Annotated in this window: 18 protein-coding genes; 1 reads left to right on the top strand and 17 read right to left on the bottom strand. The window is 66.3% G+C overall.

Annotated features, from left to right (window positions below):
• Positions 1–62: 62 nt before the first annotated feature.
• Positions 63–2,414: an acyltransferase gene (locus tag LRS10_RS13995; RefSeq protein ID WP_257839168.1), complete on the bottom strand. Its 2,352-nt coding sequence runs from the start codon at positions 2,412–2,414 to the stop codon at positions 63–65.
• Positions 2,415–2,624: 210 nt separating this feature from the next.
• On the opposite strand from LRS10_RS13995, the gene LRS10_RS13990 reads away from it, so the two are divergent.
• Positions 2,625–3,758, top strand: a complete 1,134-nt coding sequence (locus tag LRS10_RS13990) for an acyltransferase (protein WP_257837813.1) — start codon at positions 2,625–2,627, stop codon at positions 3,756–3,758.
• On the opposite strand, the gene LRS10_RS13985 is transcribed toward LRS10_RS13990, so the two are convergent.
• The 16 genes from LRS10_RS13985 to LRS10_RS13910 all read right to left on the bottom strand — a co-directional run bounded on the left by LRS10_RS13985 (position 3,724) and on the right by LRS10_RS13910 (position 17,081).
• The gene (locus LRS10_RS13985; protein ID WP_257837812.1) at positions 3,724–4,053 is read right to left on the bottom strand and encodes a hypothetical protein; all 330 of its coding nucleotides are present in this window, start codon (positions 4,051–4,053) and stop codon (positions 3,724–3,726) included. The two genes, LRS10_RS13990 and LRS10_RS13985, sit on opposite strands and share 35 nt — an antisense overlap.
• A 59-nt stretch (positions 4,054–4,112) precedes the next feature.
• The gene (locus LRS10_RS13980) at positions 4,113–6,200 is read right to left on the bottom strand and encodes a glycoside hydrolase family 55 protein (RefSeq protein WP_257837811.1); all 2,088 of its coding nucleotides are present in this window, start codon (positions 6,198–6,200) and stop codon (positions 4,113–4,115) included.
• A 30-nt stretch (positions 6,201–6,230) separates the two neighbouring features.
• Complete coding sequence (locus LRS10_RS13975) at positions 6,231–6,515, bottom strand: hypothetical protein (protein ID WP_257837810.1); 285 nt, start codon at positions 6,513–6,515, stop codon at positions 6,231–6,233.
• A gap of 8 nt (positions 6,516–6,523) precedes the next feature.
• Complete coding sequence (locus tag LRS10_RS13970) at positions 6,524–7,834, bottom strand: hypothetical protein (protein ID WP_257837809.1); 1,311 nt, start codon at positions 7,832–7,834, stop codon at positions 6,524–6,526.
• A complete protein-coding gene (locus tag LRS10_RS13965; protein ID WP_257837808.1) occupies positions 7,834–8,742 on the bottom strand; it encodes a hypothetical protein in 909 nt (302 codons plus the stop codon). The genes LRS10_RS13970 and LRS10_RS13965 overlap by 1 nt, the downstream gene beginning before the upstream one ends.
• Positions 8,739–11,927, bottom strand: a complete 3,189-nt coding sequence (locus tag LRS10_RS13960; protein WP_257837807.1) for a hypothetical protein — start codon at positions 11,925–11,927, stop codon at positions 8,739–8,741. Before LRS10_RS13960 ends, LRS10_RS13965 begins: the two co-directional genes overlap by 4 nt.
• Positions 11,885–12,940, bottom strand: coding sequence for a tape measure protein (locus LRS10_RS13955; protein WP_257837806.1), 1,056 nt, complete (start codon positions 12,938–12,940; stop codon positions 11,885–11,887). The genes LRS10_RS13960 and LRS10_RS13955 overlap by 43 nt, the downstream gene beginning before the upstream one ends.
• Entirely contained in the window at positions 12,937–13,200 is a 264-nt protein-coding gene (locus LRS10_RS13950) for a hypothetical protein (protein WP_257837805.1), read from the bottom strand. The genes LRS10_RS13955 and LRS10_RS13950 overlap by 4 nt, the downstream gene beginning before the upstream one ends.
• Before the next feature lie 98 nt (positions 13,201–13,298).
• The gene (locus LRS10_RS13945) at positions 13,299–13,643 is read right to left on the bottom strand and encodes a hypothetical protein (protein ID WP_257837804.1); all 345 of its coding nucleotides are present in this window, start codon (positions 13,641–13,643) and stop codon (positions 13,299–13,301) included.
• The gene (locus tag LRS10_RS13940) at positions 13,643–14,065 is read right to left on the bottom strand and encodes a phage tail tube protein (protein ID WP_257837031.1); all 423 of its coding nucleotides are present in this window, start codon (positions 14,063–14,065) and stop codon (positions 13,643–13,645) included. Before LRS10_RS13940 ends, LRS10_RS13945 begins: the two co-directional genes overlap by 1 nt.
• A gap of 12 nt (positions 14,066–14,077) precedes the next feature.
• Positions 14,078–14,473 carry a DUF3168 domain-containing protein gene (locus LRS10_RS13935; RefSeq protein WP_257837803.1) on the bottom strand — a complete coding sequence of 132 codons (396 nt, stop codon included), beginning with the start codon at positions 14,471–14,473 and terminating at the stop codon, positions 14,078–14,080.
• A gap of 6 nt (positions 14,474–14,479) precedes the next feature.
• Positions 14,480–15,004, bottom strand: coding sequence for an HK97-gp10 family putative phage morphogenesis protein (locus tag LRS10_RS13930; RefSeq protein ID WP_257837802.1), 525 nt, complete (start codon positions 15,002–15,004; stop codon positions 14,480–14,482).
• Positions 15,004–15,336: a phage head closure protein gene (locus LRS10_RS13925; protein ID WP_257837801.1), complete on the bottom strand. Its 333-nt coding sequence runs from the start codon at positions 15,334–15,336 to the stop codon at positions 15,004–15,006. Before LRS10_RS13925 ends, LRS10_RS13930 begins: the two co-directional genes overlap by 1 nt.
• Positions 15,337–15,338: 2 nt before the next feature.
• On the bottom strand, positions 15,339–15,518 hold the full coding sequence (locus tag LRS10_RS13920; protein ID WP_257837800.1) for a hypothetical protein: 180 nt from the start codon (positions 15,516–15,518) through the stop codon (positions 15,339–15,341).
• 70 nt (positions 15,519–15,588) lie between these two features.
• On the bottom strand, positions 15,589–16,587 hold the full coding sequence (locus tag LRS10_RS13915; RefSeq protein WP_257837799.1) for a hypothetical protein: 999 nt from the start codon (positions 16,585–16,587) through the stop codon (positions 15,589–15,591).
• Positions 16,584–17,081 carry a hypothetical protein gene (locus tag LRS10_RS13910; protein ID WP_257837798.1) on the bottom strand — a complete coding sequence of 166 codons (498 nt, stop codon included), beginning with the start codon at positions 17,079–17,081 and terminating at the stop codon, positions 16,584–16,586. The genes LRS10_RS13915 and LRS10_RS13910 overlap by 4 nt, the downstream gene beginning before the upstream one ends.
• Positions 17,082–17,125: the final 44 nt, after the last annotated feature.

The following is a 17,125-nucleotide window of genomic DNA, read 5'->3' as shown; positions in this document are numbered from 1 at the left end:
TGCTCGATAGGCCGGCGCGGGATCAGGAACGGCTCCGCGTCGGCTGCCGGGAGCGAGGGACGTTAGGCGGTACGCAGGCGCAAGTTATCAGTCGCCGCTCGGCTGAAGCGCTTTCCGAGGTGACTGCCCGGTAGTTCGACCCGTTCGTAAACGGTCCTCGCCAGCAGGATCGTCACGCCACACGTTGCGACGGTGACTAGCAGGGCGAGCACCCATAGTGGCCCGCTCCATAGGTTCACGGCGAGCTTTGTGAAGAAATAAAGGATCGGCAGATGCAGGAGGTAGATGCTGTATGACCAATCCCCGATGAGAGTGAAGGCGCTCCACCTCATCCATGCCGGACGTGCGCCCAAGATCGCCAAGATCACTACGCCGGCCGCAACCGCCTCCACAAAGGCCGGCAGCGGATGATGGTAGTCGAAGGAAGCAACATACCTCCCAAACATCAGTACTAGCGCTGCCGCTGTCCCGGCCCAGACGGCCGTCGTACCCGTCAATGGTGGGAGCCTTGTCAAAGCCGCTCCCACCACAAACGCCGGCAGGTAAACAATGACCGCCCTGCTATCGATCGCGAAGCTCAGGCCGACGGTAATGAGCAACAAGGCGGCGAGCGCAGCCCACGACCGGACAACCCAAGCGAAGAGTGGGAGCAGGACAGAGGCTGCCAGCTCGACCTTTATGGTCCAGAGCGTGGGGAGCAGGAATACCGATGCCGCCGTAAAGGTCGCGACCAACGCAACGGCGCTTCCCTGTTCAGGCACATAGAGGGTCCGGAACCAGTCCGTCGTATTCGGCGCAGGCCAGGTTGCGAGGCTCACGAAATAGAGCAGGCCGAGCGACACGCCGATCCAGAGGGCGGGGTAGATGCGGAATATCCGGCGAATGTAAAACTCGAGGACGCCGGCTGTGGTCAAGGAGCGGGCAGCCAGGGACCTTACGAGCACGTATCCGCTTAGAACGAAGAAGATAACCACAGCGGCATGCGCGTTGAGGAGGATGTCGCCGACGAAGTGGCCGACTGGCCCCCACTCAATGGCCCGCAGGCAATGGTGCAGCATGACGATAGTCGCCGCGATACCCCGGAGACTTTGTAGTTCCACGACATGGGAATTGGCTTGCGACTGCTGATTGCTCACTTGGGGCCTCGCCGCACCCGCTGGTGCCTTGCTGCGGTCGCGGCTGCGACAGGCCTTGCGGGGTTGCAACGGCGGTCTCTCCCGAGTCTCGCGCCTTGCCAATGGTGGCGCTGCGAGCGGGGTCAACGCAGCCCACGACACGAAGATTACCGCCATCGGCGCGGTCATGGCGATTGGCTGGGACGCCACCGCTGTCACGACTGCCGGAAGAAGGGCGGGAATGAAGAACCTATGGTTCTTCCACAGCGCGAAGGCGGCGAACGCCAAGTAGAGCCCAACGAACACCAGCCCACTGTGAGAGATCGAGGTGATGAGATTGATCGTCTCGTTGCGATACCCGGTTAGCCCATCGCCGAGTAGCCAGTTCTGCGTCTCGAAAACGTCTCGCATCAGGAATGCGCGCTCTCGCGCCGATTCCGTGTCGCCTTCGGTCTTTACGGCTAGCCCGATGTACGGGGCGTAGTAAGCAGCCCAGATCAGGATGGCGCCGACGGGCATCGCTGCGAGATAGACGCGCCAGCTCGCCCGCACCCTTAGCAGGACGACACCGGCAAGTGCGATCACGGCGAGCACCAGCCCTAGGCTGGATAGCGACGCGACTGCTCCTAGAAGGGGCGTCACAATAAACAACCACGACCAACGCCGCGCCGCGGCCCAGCCGGCAGCCCAGCAGAGGAACGCCGGCGCAATTCCGGGCTCTCGGAAGAGCCCGCAAAGCCTCACGATGTTGCGGCCGTAGATCTCCACCGTGCTGCCGTAGGCGAATGTGAATGGAGCGAAGATGCGGCCGGTACCAGGAAGATAATTGTAGTCGAAGTTGCCGACCACGAGCTGGCTCGGCGTTCGCCCGCTCATCTGAAGGGCGAAGGTGGCGACCATCGAGGCCGCCATCACGAACATCAGGCCATAGAAGCAGTCGAAGAAGACCCTAAGGTTCCGCGGTGACAATGATAGGGCTGCGATGGCGGCGACAGCGACCCCGACCACCACGAACTCCCCGATAGCGAACCCGGTGTTCTGGTCTGCTCGTAGGAGCCGAGATGCGAAGTAGTAGAACCCTGCGGCAAGGTAGATCGCGAGCTGCGGAAGTGCATCACGGGATCCGCCAGCACCCCGAGTGGCAGCTAAAGCAGCGGCAGCAGCGCCCATGAACAACAGCGGGATGCCCACGCTGGCGTAAACTTCACCGAACACCGTAGGGCGGGTCAACATGAACGCCGCCAGGAAGAAGGCGCCCAACGCGTAGGCGCCGAGCTCAAGCGGACGCCCAGCGGCCACGGTCAAGCCTACATCTCGACCGACGCGAGGCCGCGCCTTCGCTGGACTGAAATAGCTCATCCGCTCGTCGACTTTCGCTTGGACGCTGGCCTTAAAACACACACTGCCGGGCCCTGGCGAGAGCTCGCGCAGGGGCTAAACGACGCGACCAACACCATTGGCGTCCTTGTTGTTCTTCGGCTAGAGCAGGCCTTGGCAACTGGGCGGATCATGGGCGCGCTACGGCTACTCCTCGCGGTTTCGGTGGTACTAAACCACGCGCAAGGATTCTTCAGGGTCCAGCTTGCGGGCGGCGTGGCCGCTGTCGAAGCATTCTTCATGATCTCAGGGTTCGTGATGGCCCTGGTTCTTTCGACGAAGTACGACCCCGTTGCAGATCGTGGCGTGTTCTACAGCAACAGGCTGCTACGGATCTTCATCCCGTATTTCGCCGTCCTGGCGTTTGCTGGGCTGGTGGGCATACTGGCCTACTTCATGCGCAGCACCGGGCCCTTTGCGCTGATCGAAGCCAACGATCCAGATTTTGCCGCGCTGGGACTGCTTATCCTGACCCAGATCACCATCGTCGGGCAGGAGCTCTTCCTGTTCCTGACAATGGCTGATGGATCCCTTCAGTGGTCGGGAGCCAAGCCCGATCTGGGCGTTGTCGACATGCTCCTGATCCCGCCGGTGTGGTCGATCAGTCTGGAGCTGATGTTCTACGCGGTCGCGCCCTGGCTTGTGAGGCTGCGCAGCCGCTGGCTGTTGGCGCTGATCGCCGCAAGCCTGCTTCTTCGCGTCGCGTTCGTTTCAGCAGGGCTCAAGGACGACCCGTGGTCCTACCGCTTCTTCCCTCTTGAGCTTTGCTTCTTCATTGGCGGCATGGTGTCCTACCGCATCTACGCGCAAGGGCTGATACCAGAGCGTCTGCACCGTCCGCTTGGCCTCGCGCTCCTACTCGCCGTATTCGCCTTTCAGCCTGCAGCAGTCTTTGTCGAAAGCCTTGGTGCGCCGAGGGCGGTGGCGGGCTGGGCCTTTTATTCGCTGGCCCTGGTCTGCCTGCCCGCGCTGTTCGCGTGGACGAAATCCAACGCGCGCGATGCCTTCCTAGGAAACTTTTCGTATGCCGTTTACTTGGTCCATTGGCCGATCCTGATCCTCATCGACAGCGTCGCGCCGGGGATCGACGGCAACGTTCGCGCGGCCGTCGCTGTCCTCGCCTCACTGGCCATGGCGTTCGCAATTACAGAATTGATCGAGAAGCCTGTCGACCGTTGGCGGCAGAGGCGCTTCAACCGGCGTTCCGCCTCAAGCAGCGCGCCAGCGGCGCCTAATCCTGCTCGAGAGCTCCCGCAGGGGGGCTAGGCAGCCAGGCCAGAAACACGCCAAGCAGCAGCCAAAGCGCAATGGGCAAGTCCATCCCTGCTACGGTGCCCATCTTGGCGACCAGGACCACGCAGACAATGCCGACGCCCCAGTAAAACGGCGCGCGACGAACGAAGCCGACCTTGAGGCAGAGACCGCCGCTCGCGGCCAGCACCCACGCGAGCGAAGAACTAGCGACGAACGTGTGGCTGGCCCGCTCCGCCACCAGGAAGATGAAGCCAACGGTCACTGCCGCCCACAGGCCGAGCGGGGCGTATCGGAAGCGCTCGATCATTGGGCGACGACATACCACACGCCTTGCGCCGGCTGCATCGGCAATCTGACGCGGCCGGCCTAGCCGGTGTACATGCCGCCGATCTTCGCATCCGCAAGCACTGCGATGCGGGCTCCCGTGCCCCCGGCCGTGGTCACCGCGAACTCGCAAGTGATGGTCGTGGCATCCACCGCCGTGACGACAAGGTTCGAGAAGCGCGCCGTGTTGTCATAGTTGATGGTCGGCTTCGCGAAGCTGACCGTAATGTTGTTGATGTCGGGCGCAGCGATCAGGCCGTGCGTGATCATCGCCGTCTTGACTCCGGTCGTGGTGACCGACACGTCCGCCGAGACACGGCGATTGTGCGAACGGTAGCGCTGCGGATAGCTGCCGCCCTGGCCGTCAACGTCCCACTTGTCCCGGTTGTTGGGGGTTGAGGAACCCGCCTTGAAGAACGTGCCGCTCGCTCCGCCGGCCACGCGGAGTCGAAACGTGTTGCCCTGATAATTCGGGCTGCTGGACTGATAGTCGACATACGACGCCCCAGCGGTCGCACTCAGGCTGCCTAGGGTCAGGTCGATTTGCGACATCAGCAGGTCGTCCAGGCGGACCTGGCAGTCGTAGCCACTGATCCGACCCTTCACATCGCAGCCGTAGAGGCCCTGCCCGTCGATCTCGACGCCGAGCTCGGCCGCAGTACCGTCTGCACGGATGACGTTCATGTCCTGAATAGTAAAGCCCCCAGACCCAGGCTTGATCTGAAGCGCCTTGGATCCACGGAAGCTGCGCACGAAGAGCTCGCCGAAGCTGGCTCCGCCGCCCACCCCGTTGAGGACCACGGGATAGGGGACCGCCGCCGAAGGATTCGTTTCGATGATGCGATTGCCGCCCCAGAACTCGCCGACCCCGATGTAACTGCGGGCGCAGGTCCCGTTCATCACGAAGTCTTCGTAGTAATTGCTCTCGCTCTGACACGCCTTGATGCGGGCCGTGCAGTCGTCGAGGTAAACCCCGGGGCCGTGGTTCGAGTAGTTGTGAACGGTATCGATGTCGACAACGACGCCCGGGCCAATGTACAGGCCGCCATCCGCGCAGATGAGGGCTTCGACGTGCTGAATGAAGGCGTCGTCCACGCCCTCGTATCGGATGCCATAGCCGCCACAGCGCGCCGCGCTGATCTTGCCGATGCGGGGGATGCTGAGCGCCTCAACGCGGCCCGATGGTTCGTCGACCGTGTTGACCAGATAATTCCGCTCACCCTTGGTGATGATGCCACCCTCCGCGCCGCGGAGGGCGAGCACGTTGTCCAGCCAGTAGGACGCCGCCGCGATGGCGAGGCAGTATCCGCTCGTATTGCTGCCGGCATAGATGCCCGGAACGTTGCCGTTCTGGTCGAGGACGACATCGCTGAGACGCCACAGCTGGGGAAAGACACCGGAGTCGCTGTCGGCCACAAATGCCGCGTAATCGCGCGTCTCGATCAGAGAACAGTTCGCTCCGTCGGCCAGGCGGATGATCGTCTGACCCGGCTGCCCGGCGATGTCCATGTAGTCATCCAGGATCAGGGTGTCAGACACCACGATCCTTCCACCAGGAAGCCCGATGGGGCAGCGGTTTTCCGCGCTCCAATCGAATGCGGTCTGCAAGGCTTCTGTGTCGTCGGTCACCCCATCCGCCCTGACGCCGAAGACCCTGGCGTCGAGGCGGTGCACGTTGTTGAAAAGCGACGCTTTCAAGCGCCGCGGCGTGATGACCTTGCCCGCCTCAAGCCCTGCCAGCGTCTCAGCCTCCGAGGCCTCGGTGACGGTCAGCGTTTGGTTGCCGCCGAGTGTGCCGTCGCCGGCAGAGCGGCTCAGCAGGCCGGAAACCGTGATGCTCGTGGCCTTATCCGCCTTCGTTGCCGCCTCGCCGACCACCTGGTCGCGCGCCTCTTCGGCGTCCGCCTTGGCGCTCTCGGCCGCATCCCGCGCCTCCACGGCCGCCGCGAGCTTCGCCTGCAACCCCGAGGCCAGGATCGCAGACCCCCACACGCCCGCTGACTTCGGGCCGAAGTAATCCCCAGTATCGAGGTCGAGATAGATGTCGCCCGGTTGACCCAGGTCGTTGGTCGGCGCGCCATTGCCCGCAAGCAGGCTGCGCCCGAACCGCGAAAACGGTGGCGTGGTCATGTCTGTCTCCGCAGATCGGTGTGGAGCGCGTCAGGCCGTGATGGTGGCGATTTCGGCCTCGGTGCAGCCGGCCTCGGCGAGCACGGCCCGCAGGCCCTCATCGTCGAAGTAGACGTTGGGCCAGTCTGGCGCGAACCAGCGGCCGAAGCTGATCGGGTCGGCTTGCAGGACGGCGAAGGCGGCCCCGAGCTTGCCGACGGCGTGCACCCGCTCCTGGATCACCGACTTCGGGATCAGCCGACGCTCCACCTCGGGTGCTTCGTCGTGGTGGACCTCGACCGTCTCTCCGGTCACGCAGTCATAGACGGTGCTCACAAACATGCTCAGGGCCTCGCAAGCAGCCGGACCGTGGTGCCGGCGTCCAGGGTGTCACCGCTGACCGAGACGCGGACCCGCTCGATGCCGCCCGCCACGCGCCATGAGTGCTGGTACGGCTGCAGGGTGCCCGCGAGCACCAGCGTCAGGTCGCTGTTGTGGATGTTGACGCCGCCCAGCGCAGACCCGCCGTTGCCCCGATAGTTCGGGATCAGCACGGCGCCGTAGAACAAGTCGGCCGCGTTGCTGGGCGATGGGCCAAGAGCCCTCGCTGTTGAGAACGAGGTCCGGCCAACCGAAAGCTTGATGTCCGACGCAGCGCCGGCCGTCTTCGCACCCTCAATGACGATCAGCAGGTCACTGTAGCCCTGCGGGATGTTCGTGAAGTCGATCGCGCTGGTCCCGCCGGGGGCCGCCTGCGATGCGAGCTCGATCCAGCCCACCGGCGCGCGGATCACCTCCAGCTTGCCCCGGTCGGCGTTGTACTGCGCCCTCACCTTCGTCCAGGTGTTCGGCGGCAGATACAGCGCCGTAGGCCCGAAGTCCCAGATCGCGTGCCAAGTCGGCGTGTACGTCGCCGGGTTGACGTCCAGCGTGTAGATCAGCCCGTCCTTGAGGTTGGTAGGCCCGCCGATCTGGTGGTTACCCGTGAGCGTCAGGCGGGCGTTCGCCCCCTCGTTGACGTCCCAGGCCACCGGGTTCGCACTGGTCAGCGTCTGCGGAGCCTGCGCAAGCGTCCTACCACCCGGCGTCGACGACTTGATCAGCGTCTCGCCGCGCCGCTCCTCCTCGATCTGGGCCGCCTGCGGGTAAAACCCTGCATCGACGATCACCCAGTCGGTGAACGTTCCCATCCCCAGCACGTAGGGCGAGATGTCGTCCTCGGCGAAGGTCGCGCTGAGGTTCTGGCCCACGACCCCAGAGACCGTGCCCACCATCTTCGCATCGACCTGCGAAGCCCGGTAGACCACGACCTGCATGTCGGCCGTGAAGGCCCGCCCGGCCTCAACCATCCCGAACGTCTTAGAGCCCGCCGTGAAGCTATGCGGCGTCAGGCTCCTCGCGACACGGGTATTGCTCCCGAGCGCCCCTTGCTGAGCCGCCAGGGCGGCGTTCTTGGAGGCTTCGGCGGCTTCGGCGTCCCCGTGTGCTTCGGTGGCGTTCGCGAAGGCGTTAGCGGCTAAGGCCACGAGCTGAGCCCGAAATCCCTGCAGCGCACCCAGGAAGGCGTTCGTGATGGCCACGAACACCGAGGCCGGCATGGTGCTGCGGTTCGGAGCCGTCGGCAGGACGTCAACGGGCGGGGGCGGCGTCGGCATCAGACCAGGCTCTCCAGATCAAGGCTGCAAAGGGCGAGAGACGGCGGGAGAGACAGCTCGACGTTGAAGTCCTTGAAGTAGCCAAAGATGGCGGTGGACCTGAACTCGCTGTCTCCGATCCAGAGGACCGGCTTGGCGCGGTACTGCGGAAGTAGGTCCATGAGCTCGTCGACGAACCCCATGGGCACGATCACGCTGAAGGAGGCGCGCCGGCGGTAGGCCTTCTCGACGATCACGAACTCGCCCCATGGCGCATCGCCCTTTGTGGAGAAGTCGCGGATGCCGAGGCTGGGGTTCCAGCGCGTATCGCCAAGCTTCCGTGCATGCCCGATCACAAGCGCGCCGCAGGACGGCTGGCCGCCTTCGTCGATCAGGCTCACCTCCACCAGGGAACCGGCGTAGCCTGCCGGCAGGTCCGTGAGGATCAGGTCGGGCAAGCGGACGATCGGTTCGAAGAAGTAGGCGTAGATGTCCGTTATGCCGCTATCGGAGATCAGGCCGAACGTGCGGTCGTAGACGACGCCATCCACATCATCGGTCACCACGACCTGGACGCTGGCGGCGTCGATGTTCAGCAGGGCCAGGGTGTCCGCCCGCTGATCGACCGGCAGCTGCAAGCCCACACCCAGCAGATCGGGCGCGCTGCTTTTGGTCTGTATCCCGCCGTCGAACATGGCCCAGGCCGGGGTCGGCCCCTCAGGCCGCCACCACTCCGGTTCGTTCTCCGGGACCTTGTCAGTGTTGCCGGCCTGCAGAGACCGGAACTGGAAGTGCACGCCCTCGATGGCGCGGTAGCGCACAGCGCCGGCAGCGTAAGTCTCGTCGCCGGACCATGCGGCGACCGTGTCTTCGACGGTGGACGACACGAGCACGGCGTCGTCGATGTAAGCCGGGCGGACCATCCTCATGCAGCGTCTCGCTCTTCCGGCAAGCCCTCGCCGTCCCAGCCGTCGAGGAGCCGGTAGAGGCGGTTGGAGTTGATCAGCATCTGGTTCAGGTGCGGGCCGAGCGCGGTCACGACGAGATCAGCGGCCCGCGACAGGTCCGCGCCGGCCGAGCCGCCCTTCAGCATCCGCGACGTCTCGGCGGCGCTGTAGTAGCGAGCCGGCCCAGTCGCCTCGATCTCCGCGCCTTCCTCGCCCACCAGACGCAGGCCGCCGGGATGGAAGCCGCCACGCGCGTAGTGGCGCAGGCCAGCCGCGATCTCCGACTTGCCGGTGCGGGCGTAGTGCTCGCGCGCCGCTTCTTCCAGGGTAGCGCCAAGCTCTCGCATGACGCCGCCGGCTTCCCAGTTGGCCTTCAGGTCGGGGTTGTTGGCGAGGTAGCGGGCCACGTCGATGCCGCCGGCCGCGCCGGGCGGCAGCGCCTCCAACTTCGCAAAGGCCGCGGCGAGGTTGTTCATGGCGAGCACAAGCTCGTCCACGCCGCTGGAGATGTTCTCCAGGGTCGCCAAAGCCGCCTCGGCGGCGTTCAGCTCGTTGGTGGCGATAGTCTCAGTGCTGGCGACGGCCGCCCGCACGGCTTGCAGATCTCGGCCGTAGGCCTCCGCCGTTGGCGCGACCTCCTCCGCCGCCTTCAGGTATGCCTCGGAGACGGACTGCAGGCGCTCCATGGCGTCGCGGTCCCTGGCCTTGGCCAGCGTGGCTGTGCGCTCGAACTCCACCTTCGCAGCCGCGTACTGCTGCTGCGGCGTGAGCATGGCCGAGGAACCGAGGAACAGCTCCTTGCGGAAGTCGCGAAGGGAGCCGGTGAGCGCCTTCAGCCGGGAGACGGTTTCCTGCAGCTCCTGACGCTGCTTCTGCCGCTGCGCCTCGACGATCCGGTCGACCTCGGCCTGCGCGGCAGCGACGTCCGTGAGCGCGAAATAGCGCGCCCTGAGGTCGGCCAATACCGGATCGATCGCGCGCAGCGCGGCGAGCTCGTCGGCCCGGCGGGCGGCCAGGGCTCCAGCCGCGTCACCACTCGCTTCCATGAGAGCGATCTCGAGCTCGCGCTTGCGGTTCGCGATGTCCGCGGCGCTGGACGTCTGGCCGTACTGCTTCTCGACCTCGGCGAGCTGCAACCCCGTCAGTTGGGCCAGCTTCTCCAGCACATCGAGCGACTGCTCGGCCGTCAGGTAGCCGGCCTTGACCGCCTCTTCGACGGCCTTGCGCTGCGCCTCTGCCGCACGCTCGACCTGCTGAATGTCGTACTTGCGCGGCTCGGTGAGCCGCAGGATTTCGTCGGCGATGGACTGCCCGAGGCCTTGCGCCACCTGGTAGGCCTGGAGCGAGGCGGCAATCTCATCGAAGCCCTTGCCGGCGGCGAGCATCGACCGGACCAGCTTCTCCTGCGCCTCAGAGGCGAAGTTCGCGCCGTCCAGCATCGCCTTCACGGCGGCGTCCGTCGCTGCGGCCGCATCGCCCACAGCCGACGTCAGCGTGCGGCCCGATGCGGTGTAGACCTGGGTCAGGTCCCGCGTGCCGATAACAAGCCCAGTGATCGTATCGCCGAGCTTGATGCCGGCGGCCTCGAACGTCTTCTGAGCCTCCAGGATGGCGTCGCCGGCCGCCTTGGCGGCTTGCTCCGTCTCGCTGGTCCGCTTGTTTCCGCTGAGCGCGCCCGTGCGGAGGTCTAGGCCGGCGCCGGCGTTGGACGGCTTGCCGCCGATGTTGAATAGCTTCGCAGCAGCGTAGAGCGCACCCGCGGCGATCCCGATCGGCCCGGCGAGGCCGGCGATGGCCATGATGCCGTTGGCTACGCCAGCTCCCAGCACGCCCCCGCCGAGGAGCGTACCGATCGTTCCGGCCGCTGCACCGCTGGAGAGCATGCCACCGATGCCCATGCCCAACCCGGCGAGCCCGAGCCCGCCGCCGATAGCCTGGCCGGTGCGCCCACCGATGACCTGGCCCGCGACCGTGCCGATGGCGCTGATGCCACCACCCATGCCGCCAGAGGCGAACGCGCCACGGATTCCGCCGATCGTGCCGAGCAGGCCTTGCAGCGCGCCGCTCCAGTCACCGCGGGAGAGGCTGTATCGAAGCTGCTGAAAGCCGAAGATCACATCGTCGAGCGACTGAAGCAGGCTGTCGAGCTGCTCCTTCACGCCGTCGATGTTCTTGACGCCTTCGTTCCACTCCTTGGCGGTCCCGAAGACCACGGTGAAGTCGACCTTCTCCAGGTCATCCGCGGCCTTCACGCTCTCCTGGCGGATCTTGGAGAGCATCCGGAGGATGGCGTCGGTGTATTCCTCGGCGCTGATCTCCCCGCCTTCGCGGGCAGCGTCGAGCTTCGCCATCGTCTCGGCGAAGGACTTCGCGTAGCGCTCTTCCTCGTTCAGCAGATCGTCGATGACCTCGCGAGCATCGGCGAGCCGCTTTTCGCTGTCTTTCTTGGCCTCCTTGGCGGCCTTCTCACGGGCCTTCGCGGCCGCCTTCGCGGCCTTCTCCAGCTCCTTGAGTTCCTTCTCGGACAGCTCCTTCACGGCCGACGAACCGGCCTTGAGGATGCGATCGCTGCTCTCGATCGATTTCTGCGCGGCTTCGATAGCGGCGCGCGTCGCCTCGATGTCAGCCTTGGCGCGCATCACTGCGGGCGTGTTGATCGTGGGGCGGATCGTGCCGGCGGCGTCGCCGCGCGCGCTGAAGCGTTCCGCCTCGATGGCGCGGCGGTTCTCAGCCTCGATCTGGGCGAGGGTCGCGCGGGCGTCAGCGATCTTGGCCTGCGCCGACTTAATGTTCTCTTCGGCCTGCGCCTTCTTGGCGGCGGCGTTCTTGATCGCCTCTTCACGCTCCTTGCCGCTGGCGAGGGCGGCGGTCTGCGCAGCCTCGGCGTAAGCGTCGGTCGCGGCGCTGAGCGCCGTCGTCGTCTTCACGATCTCCTTGCTGGGCTGATCCATGGCGACCAGCGCCTTGTGGACCAGCCACACGGAAGTCGCGGCGGCGGTGAAGGCCACACCCCAGGGCCCGCCCAGCAGCCCGACCAGGCCCCCAGCCACACCGGTGGCCATCCTGGTCGCGACGGCGGCGCCGGTGACTGCCGTGCTGAACCGGGCTGCGGACGCGCTGGCGGTCAGGCCGGCGGCGGCCAGCCGCGTGTTCGCTGCTGCGGCCATGTCGGCGGCAATGGCGTCGCGCGCGGAGGCTGCGGCCTTGGCCGTCGAGGTGGCGACGAAGGCGAGGCGCCGGCGGCGGCATAACGCACGCCCACCAGGGCGATCAGCGCGGTAGCCGCTGGGATGATCGTGTCGAGGTTGGCCGACAGGCCCGTGATGGCGCCGGAGACGCGCTGGGTCGCGGAGAGCGCCTGGTCCGTCTGGCCGACGTACCGGCCGAGCGCATTGTTCAGCACCGTCAGCGACCCGCCGATGGTCATGGCCGACTTCTCGGCCTGCGCCTCCAGGCTGCCGAAGCCGCGCAGCGCCGCCTCGAAGAACTCGCGGGAGGTCACCTCCCCAGCCTTCACTGCCTTGGTCAGCGCGCTCACCGAGCCCTTGAAGCGGTCAGACCCGTTCGCCACCGCCTGCAGCAGCGGCCGGGCGCCATCGATGAGGGAGTTGTATTCCTCGGCCTGGATCTTGGTGCCGCTGAGCGCCTGGGACAGCTGGAGGAGGGCGCCGGCGCTGTCGGCCGCGGAGCCGCCCTGCACCTTCAGCGCGGCGGCGACGCCGGTCGTGAAGCGCAGCAGCTGGTCCTGCGTCGCGCCAAGGTCTTTGCCCGCGCCAGAGAGACGGCCGAACAGCGTGCCGAGGCTTTCGAGCTCTACGCCGTACTTCTGAGCGACGGCGTAGAGGTCGGCTTGGGTTGCGGCGAGCGCCTCGCCTTCCAGCCCCGCCGTCTTCAGCCGGTTGGTGAACTGGGTGTAGCCGTCCGCCAGGCGGGCTGTCTGGGCCGCGATGGCAGCGACGCCCAAGCCGGCAAGCGACGACGCCAGTAGATCGGCCGAGCGGGCGCTGGCGCTCATGGACGCGCTCATCCGCTCGGTTGAGCGCTCGATCTGGGTAGCGCCCGACCGTATGTTGCCGCCGAGGTTGTTCCAGGCCGCCTGCGCGCGCTTGGTCCCACTCTCGAACTGCGCAGAGTCCATGCCGAGGGCGGCATAGAGCGAGCTGATGGGCCCAGTGCTCATGGTTCCTCCCTCGGCTTGGAGCGTCGTTTCTGGAGTTGTGCCCCGCGGGCCTGCTGCGCTCCGGAGGCGGCCTCCCAGCGGCGCATGACGTGGTAGAGCTCAGGTCCGGTCTGGACCTTCGTCGGCTCCGTCTTCACCGAGCCTTCGACGAAGCTTTCGAGGCTCGGGAAGTCCTTGCCGCCGTGCGGCCTCAGCATGTGCCAAGCCAGGTAGCGGGCGTTCTTCCGATCCCGCTCGACCCGCTGGGCTCCGCCCCTCATCGCCAGCCGCGCAAGGCGCGGGGTCTGGCGCCAGTACAGGTCCGGCGCAAAGCCGAGCCCGCACCAGGCGGTGAAGAGCTGAGCCCAGGTCGGCGGGCTTACGCCTGGGGGCTGTCGCCCTCCGGCTTGGCGGCGTCATCACCGAAGGCGAGCTTCAGGGCCTGCCCAATCAGCTCCACCGCCTTGCCGCCCTTCAGCGACGGATCGGTGAGCAGGTCGCCGGCTTCCTTCAGCGTGAGCTGGGGATGATGCTCCCGCAGGCCGGACCAGAGCGCCGCACGGATGGCGCCGATGCGGCCACGGGCCATCTGCACGCCGACGTCGGCGACGCTCTTGTCGAGCAGATCCTCGAGCGTGACGATGGCATCGATCGTGAACTGCAGGCGGTAGGTCTCCTTCGCCGTATCGAAGGAGACCACGCCCGTTTCAGGGTTGGCCGGCATCAGGCCGCCGAGCCCCGCACCACGGCGCCGGCGACCGCCAGTGTCAGCGTCGCCTCGGCCACGGCGGTGGCTTCGAGCGGCGTGTCGTAGCCGGTGGGGAACGCCGGATAGGTGAAGGTGATGCCGTTGGCCGTCACCCGAACATCGCGGGTCTCGCCCGAGGCGCGCCAGTCGACGATGAACTCGTCGGTGTCAGAACCTGGGACGAAGTTCATCGTCACGGTCTGTTCGCCGGGATCGATGAAACCCGGGATATACTCCCGAGTGTGGGCGGGGCTCTGCATGTGGGTGGCGTCCAGCCGCTCGCGCGACTCGTTCGGAAGGCCAACCGACTTGACCTCCTCGAACTCGAACCACGCGCCGGGCGATGCGCCATCGTGGACTTCAAAGGACGAGCCATAGCCCGTGATCGCGTCCGTCATTGCAGGTCTCCTCTAGCTGACGGTCGACCAGACCCGGACGTCCAGGCTGGTGCGGAAGAAGTTGGAAGGGGCGCCGCTGCTCGGAGCGCCGTCGCCGGGCTCGAAACCATCGCGCTCGTTCTCGATGAAGACGCCCCGGAAGACCGCGTCGCTGAAGCCGCTGAGCGCGACCTTCACGGCGCGGGCGATGTTCTTGGCCTGCTCGTAGGTCGAGCCCCAGCAGTCGATCTGGACGACACTGTCCACGAGGCCGGACGCGCCCTTAAGGTGGTAGTCGGGCCGACCGCTTACCCGCCAAAGCGCCACGGCCGGCATGCCGCGTCGACGGCTCCAGGCGATCCGCTCCGCCGGCACGAGGGCGACGAGCGCCGTCGCCGCCAGAAGGCGGGCGCGAAGTTCGTCTTCCATGGCGGATCAGCCCTTCGCGGCTTTCTTGAGCGCCCGCTTTCGGGCGCGCTCAGCGGCCTTCTCGATTTCGGGCCGAACCTCGGCCTTCATGATCTCCAAGGCCTCGCCCCACTTTGCCTCCATGGCGGGGCGGATATACGGCTGAGGTGGGTGCTTCGCCGTGCCGAGTTCCTGCGGCCAGGCCTGCGCAACACCCTCCTCGACGCCGACGAACACCTCAGCGAACCGTGCAGGGTTCTCGCGGTTGAAGGCCCGCTGCGCCGCGACAGCTTCCCGTCGCGTGGCTCCGCGCTTCATGGCCGCGGCAAAGGCAGCCTTCGACTGATGACCCTTCGGCTTCCGGGTCGACTTGCGGATTTTCGACTTCAGAACGCCGGATCGTTCCGGCGCCAGCCGCACGGCCTCCTGATGCACAGGGTCTGCGGCCTTCAGGAGCGCCCGCTGAAGCACGTTGCGGGCTGTGGCCTTGTTGAGCTCGGCCAGCGCGGCGTCGAGATCGCGGAGGCCCTCGACCCTCACCTTGACCTTCATCAGCCTTCCTCGGCCGCAGCTGCGGTGATCTCGATTCCATCGCGCCGGCCGACTTCCTTCAGGCCGACGACGTCATAGGTCACCCCATCGCAGCGGACGCGGTCGCGCCGCTTGAGGCCGCGGGCGCGCTCGGTTGATCGAACCACGAAGCGGGTGGTGATGGTGGCGCCGAGCGCCTGAGCCCGCATGCGCTCAGCGTCGCTCACGTCCTGCTTGGAGGCCCAGACCGTACCGATGTCGGTCCAGGCGTCAGCCGGATCGCCGAAGGCGTTCGTGCCCTCGCTCCCATAGCTCAGCAGCGTGAGCCGGCGATCCAGCTTTCCGGCGCGCATGATCAGGAATCAGCGGGCGCTGAGGGCTCGCCGTCGCCGACCGTGACCTTCGCCTTTGTCGGCTCCGCGATCTGCATGCGGACCAGCCTGTCTCCGAGTTCCTTGCTGACCTCGAAGACGGCGCCGCGGCGGACCTTGAGCTTTGCGGACACGGGGTGGGGCATGAGGGCCTTCAGGCGCATGGGTGTCTCCGTTTCGGTGAGAGCGGGCCTCAGGCCCAGATGCGGTAAGGGGCGAGCAGCGCTTCTACGGTCATGCTCGTTGGGATGTCGGCGGGTACAGCTCTGGGCCGACGTCGCCGACGAACGCGAGCGGCGCTCTCCAACCAGCCAGTGGTGGAAGCCCGAAGCCGAACTCACGAACTCTGTTCAGCGCTGCCGGCAGGTCGATTTCCTTGCGGCACTGGTGGTCATGTCTGAAGCAGTCACACGGCTCGATGGGCTCGATTGCTAGTTGCCGCGCGAACCTCCGACCAGCGGAGTAGCTCCGGGCCCGCTCATAGCCGCCAAAGACCGCTACGTGCTTGGCTCCAACCGCCTGCGAGAGCACGACGGCGAAGCCCGGGGCTGTGAACACGAGGTCGGCGATGCTGAAGAGCGCCGCCAGTTCCTCGAACACAAGCTCGCCGCCGTGCAGAACGACGTCGACGTCGACTTCTTCGCTAACAAGCCACTCGCGGCCGGGCTCAAGGTCCGCCACGCTAACGACGAAGTATTGGCCCCGGACCGCTCGGTAGAGGGCCCGGTATGTATCGGGATCGGGATTGCGCGCCGCAGCCCCGCCCCACTCCGCACGCGCCACCAGCGGTCGATAGATCATCAGCGGCTTGACGGGGTTGCCCCACCGGTTCAGCCAAACCTCGACCATGTCCAGCCACCGGTCCGGCACCGGCAGACGGAAGTCGCATTCGTCGGGGTCGAGCCGGCAAGTCGCCAGCATGGCCTTCAGCACCGAGCCCCACGCCTGACACGCCGGCGCCGGATAGTGGACCCGCAGATAGTCGGCTTCATCAGGCGGCGGGCGATGGCTGAAACTTGCGGCCTCTCGCTCAGCGTTCTTGGCCTGCGTTCTCAGCGGCGAGCCGGCGTCGACCAGGTGCAGCCGCTCTCCACTGAGGTCGTGGTAGACACTCGGCCAGGGCGTCTCCAGCCACACATCCCGCCCTTGCGCGAGGAGCTGTCGCACCACGGCACGCTGATGCAAGCAGTCGCCAAGGCCGCCCATCCCCTCGACGCGGATCGCTGCGCTCACAACGCCTCCTCCAGCGAGATTTTCCGAAATGCCGTCAGGGCCGATGCCGGCGAGGCGTTCAGCACCTCGACGCCGAGCTCCGCCAGCGCCACCGCTTGAGCATCCAGGCGACGCGCCCACTCAGCCAGCCTTGCGGCGGTCGGGTTCGAAAGGTGTCCACGATGCCGGCCGTGCCAGTGGACGCCGGCCGAAGCGCTGTAGTCGAGGCCCACCAGGACGATGCGCGGGGCGCCAAACTGAAGAGCGAGGTTCAGCGCCTGGAACCCGGAATTACCTCCGCAGCCGATACGGCCGGGCGTAGTCAGGATCTGATGCTCGCGCTCGGCTAGCGCCACGTGCTGGAGGCCGAAGGTCTCGGCCGCTCCGAGATCAGCAGTCACCTTCAGGCCCAGGTACTCAGGGACCCCACGACGATAGACCCACCAGCCAGGATCGCAGGCGTAGAGGACGTCGGCCCAAGGGGCCAGCCGCCAGCTTTCGTTGACGGCTAACACCTTGGCGCGCCCCCGAGCTGTGCTTATCGGTGCGTCGCGAGCGG

The sequence above is a fragment of the Phenylobacterium sp. J426 genome, from assembly GCF_024699945.1.
Taxonomy (GTDB): Bacteria; Pseudomonadota; Alphaproteobacteria; order Caulobacterales; family Caulobacteraceae; genus Phenylobacterium.
The sequence above is the reverse complement of the archived record's forward strand: the minus strand, read 5'-3'. Positions and strand labels throughout refer to the sequence as shown.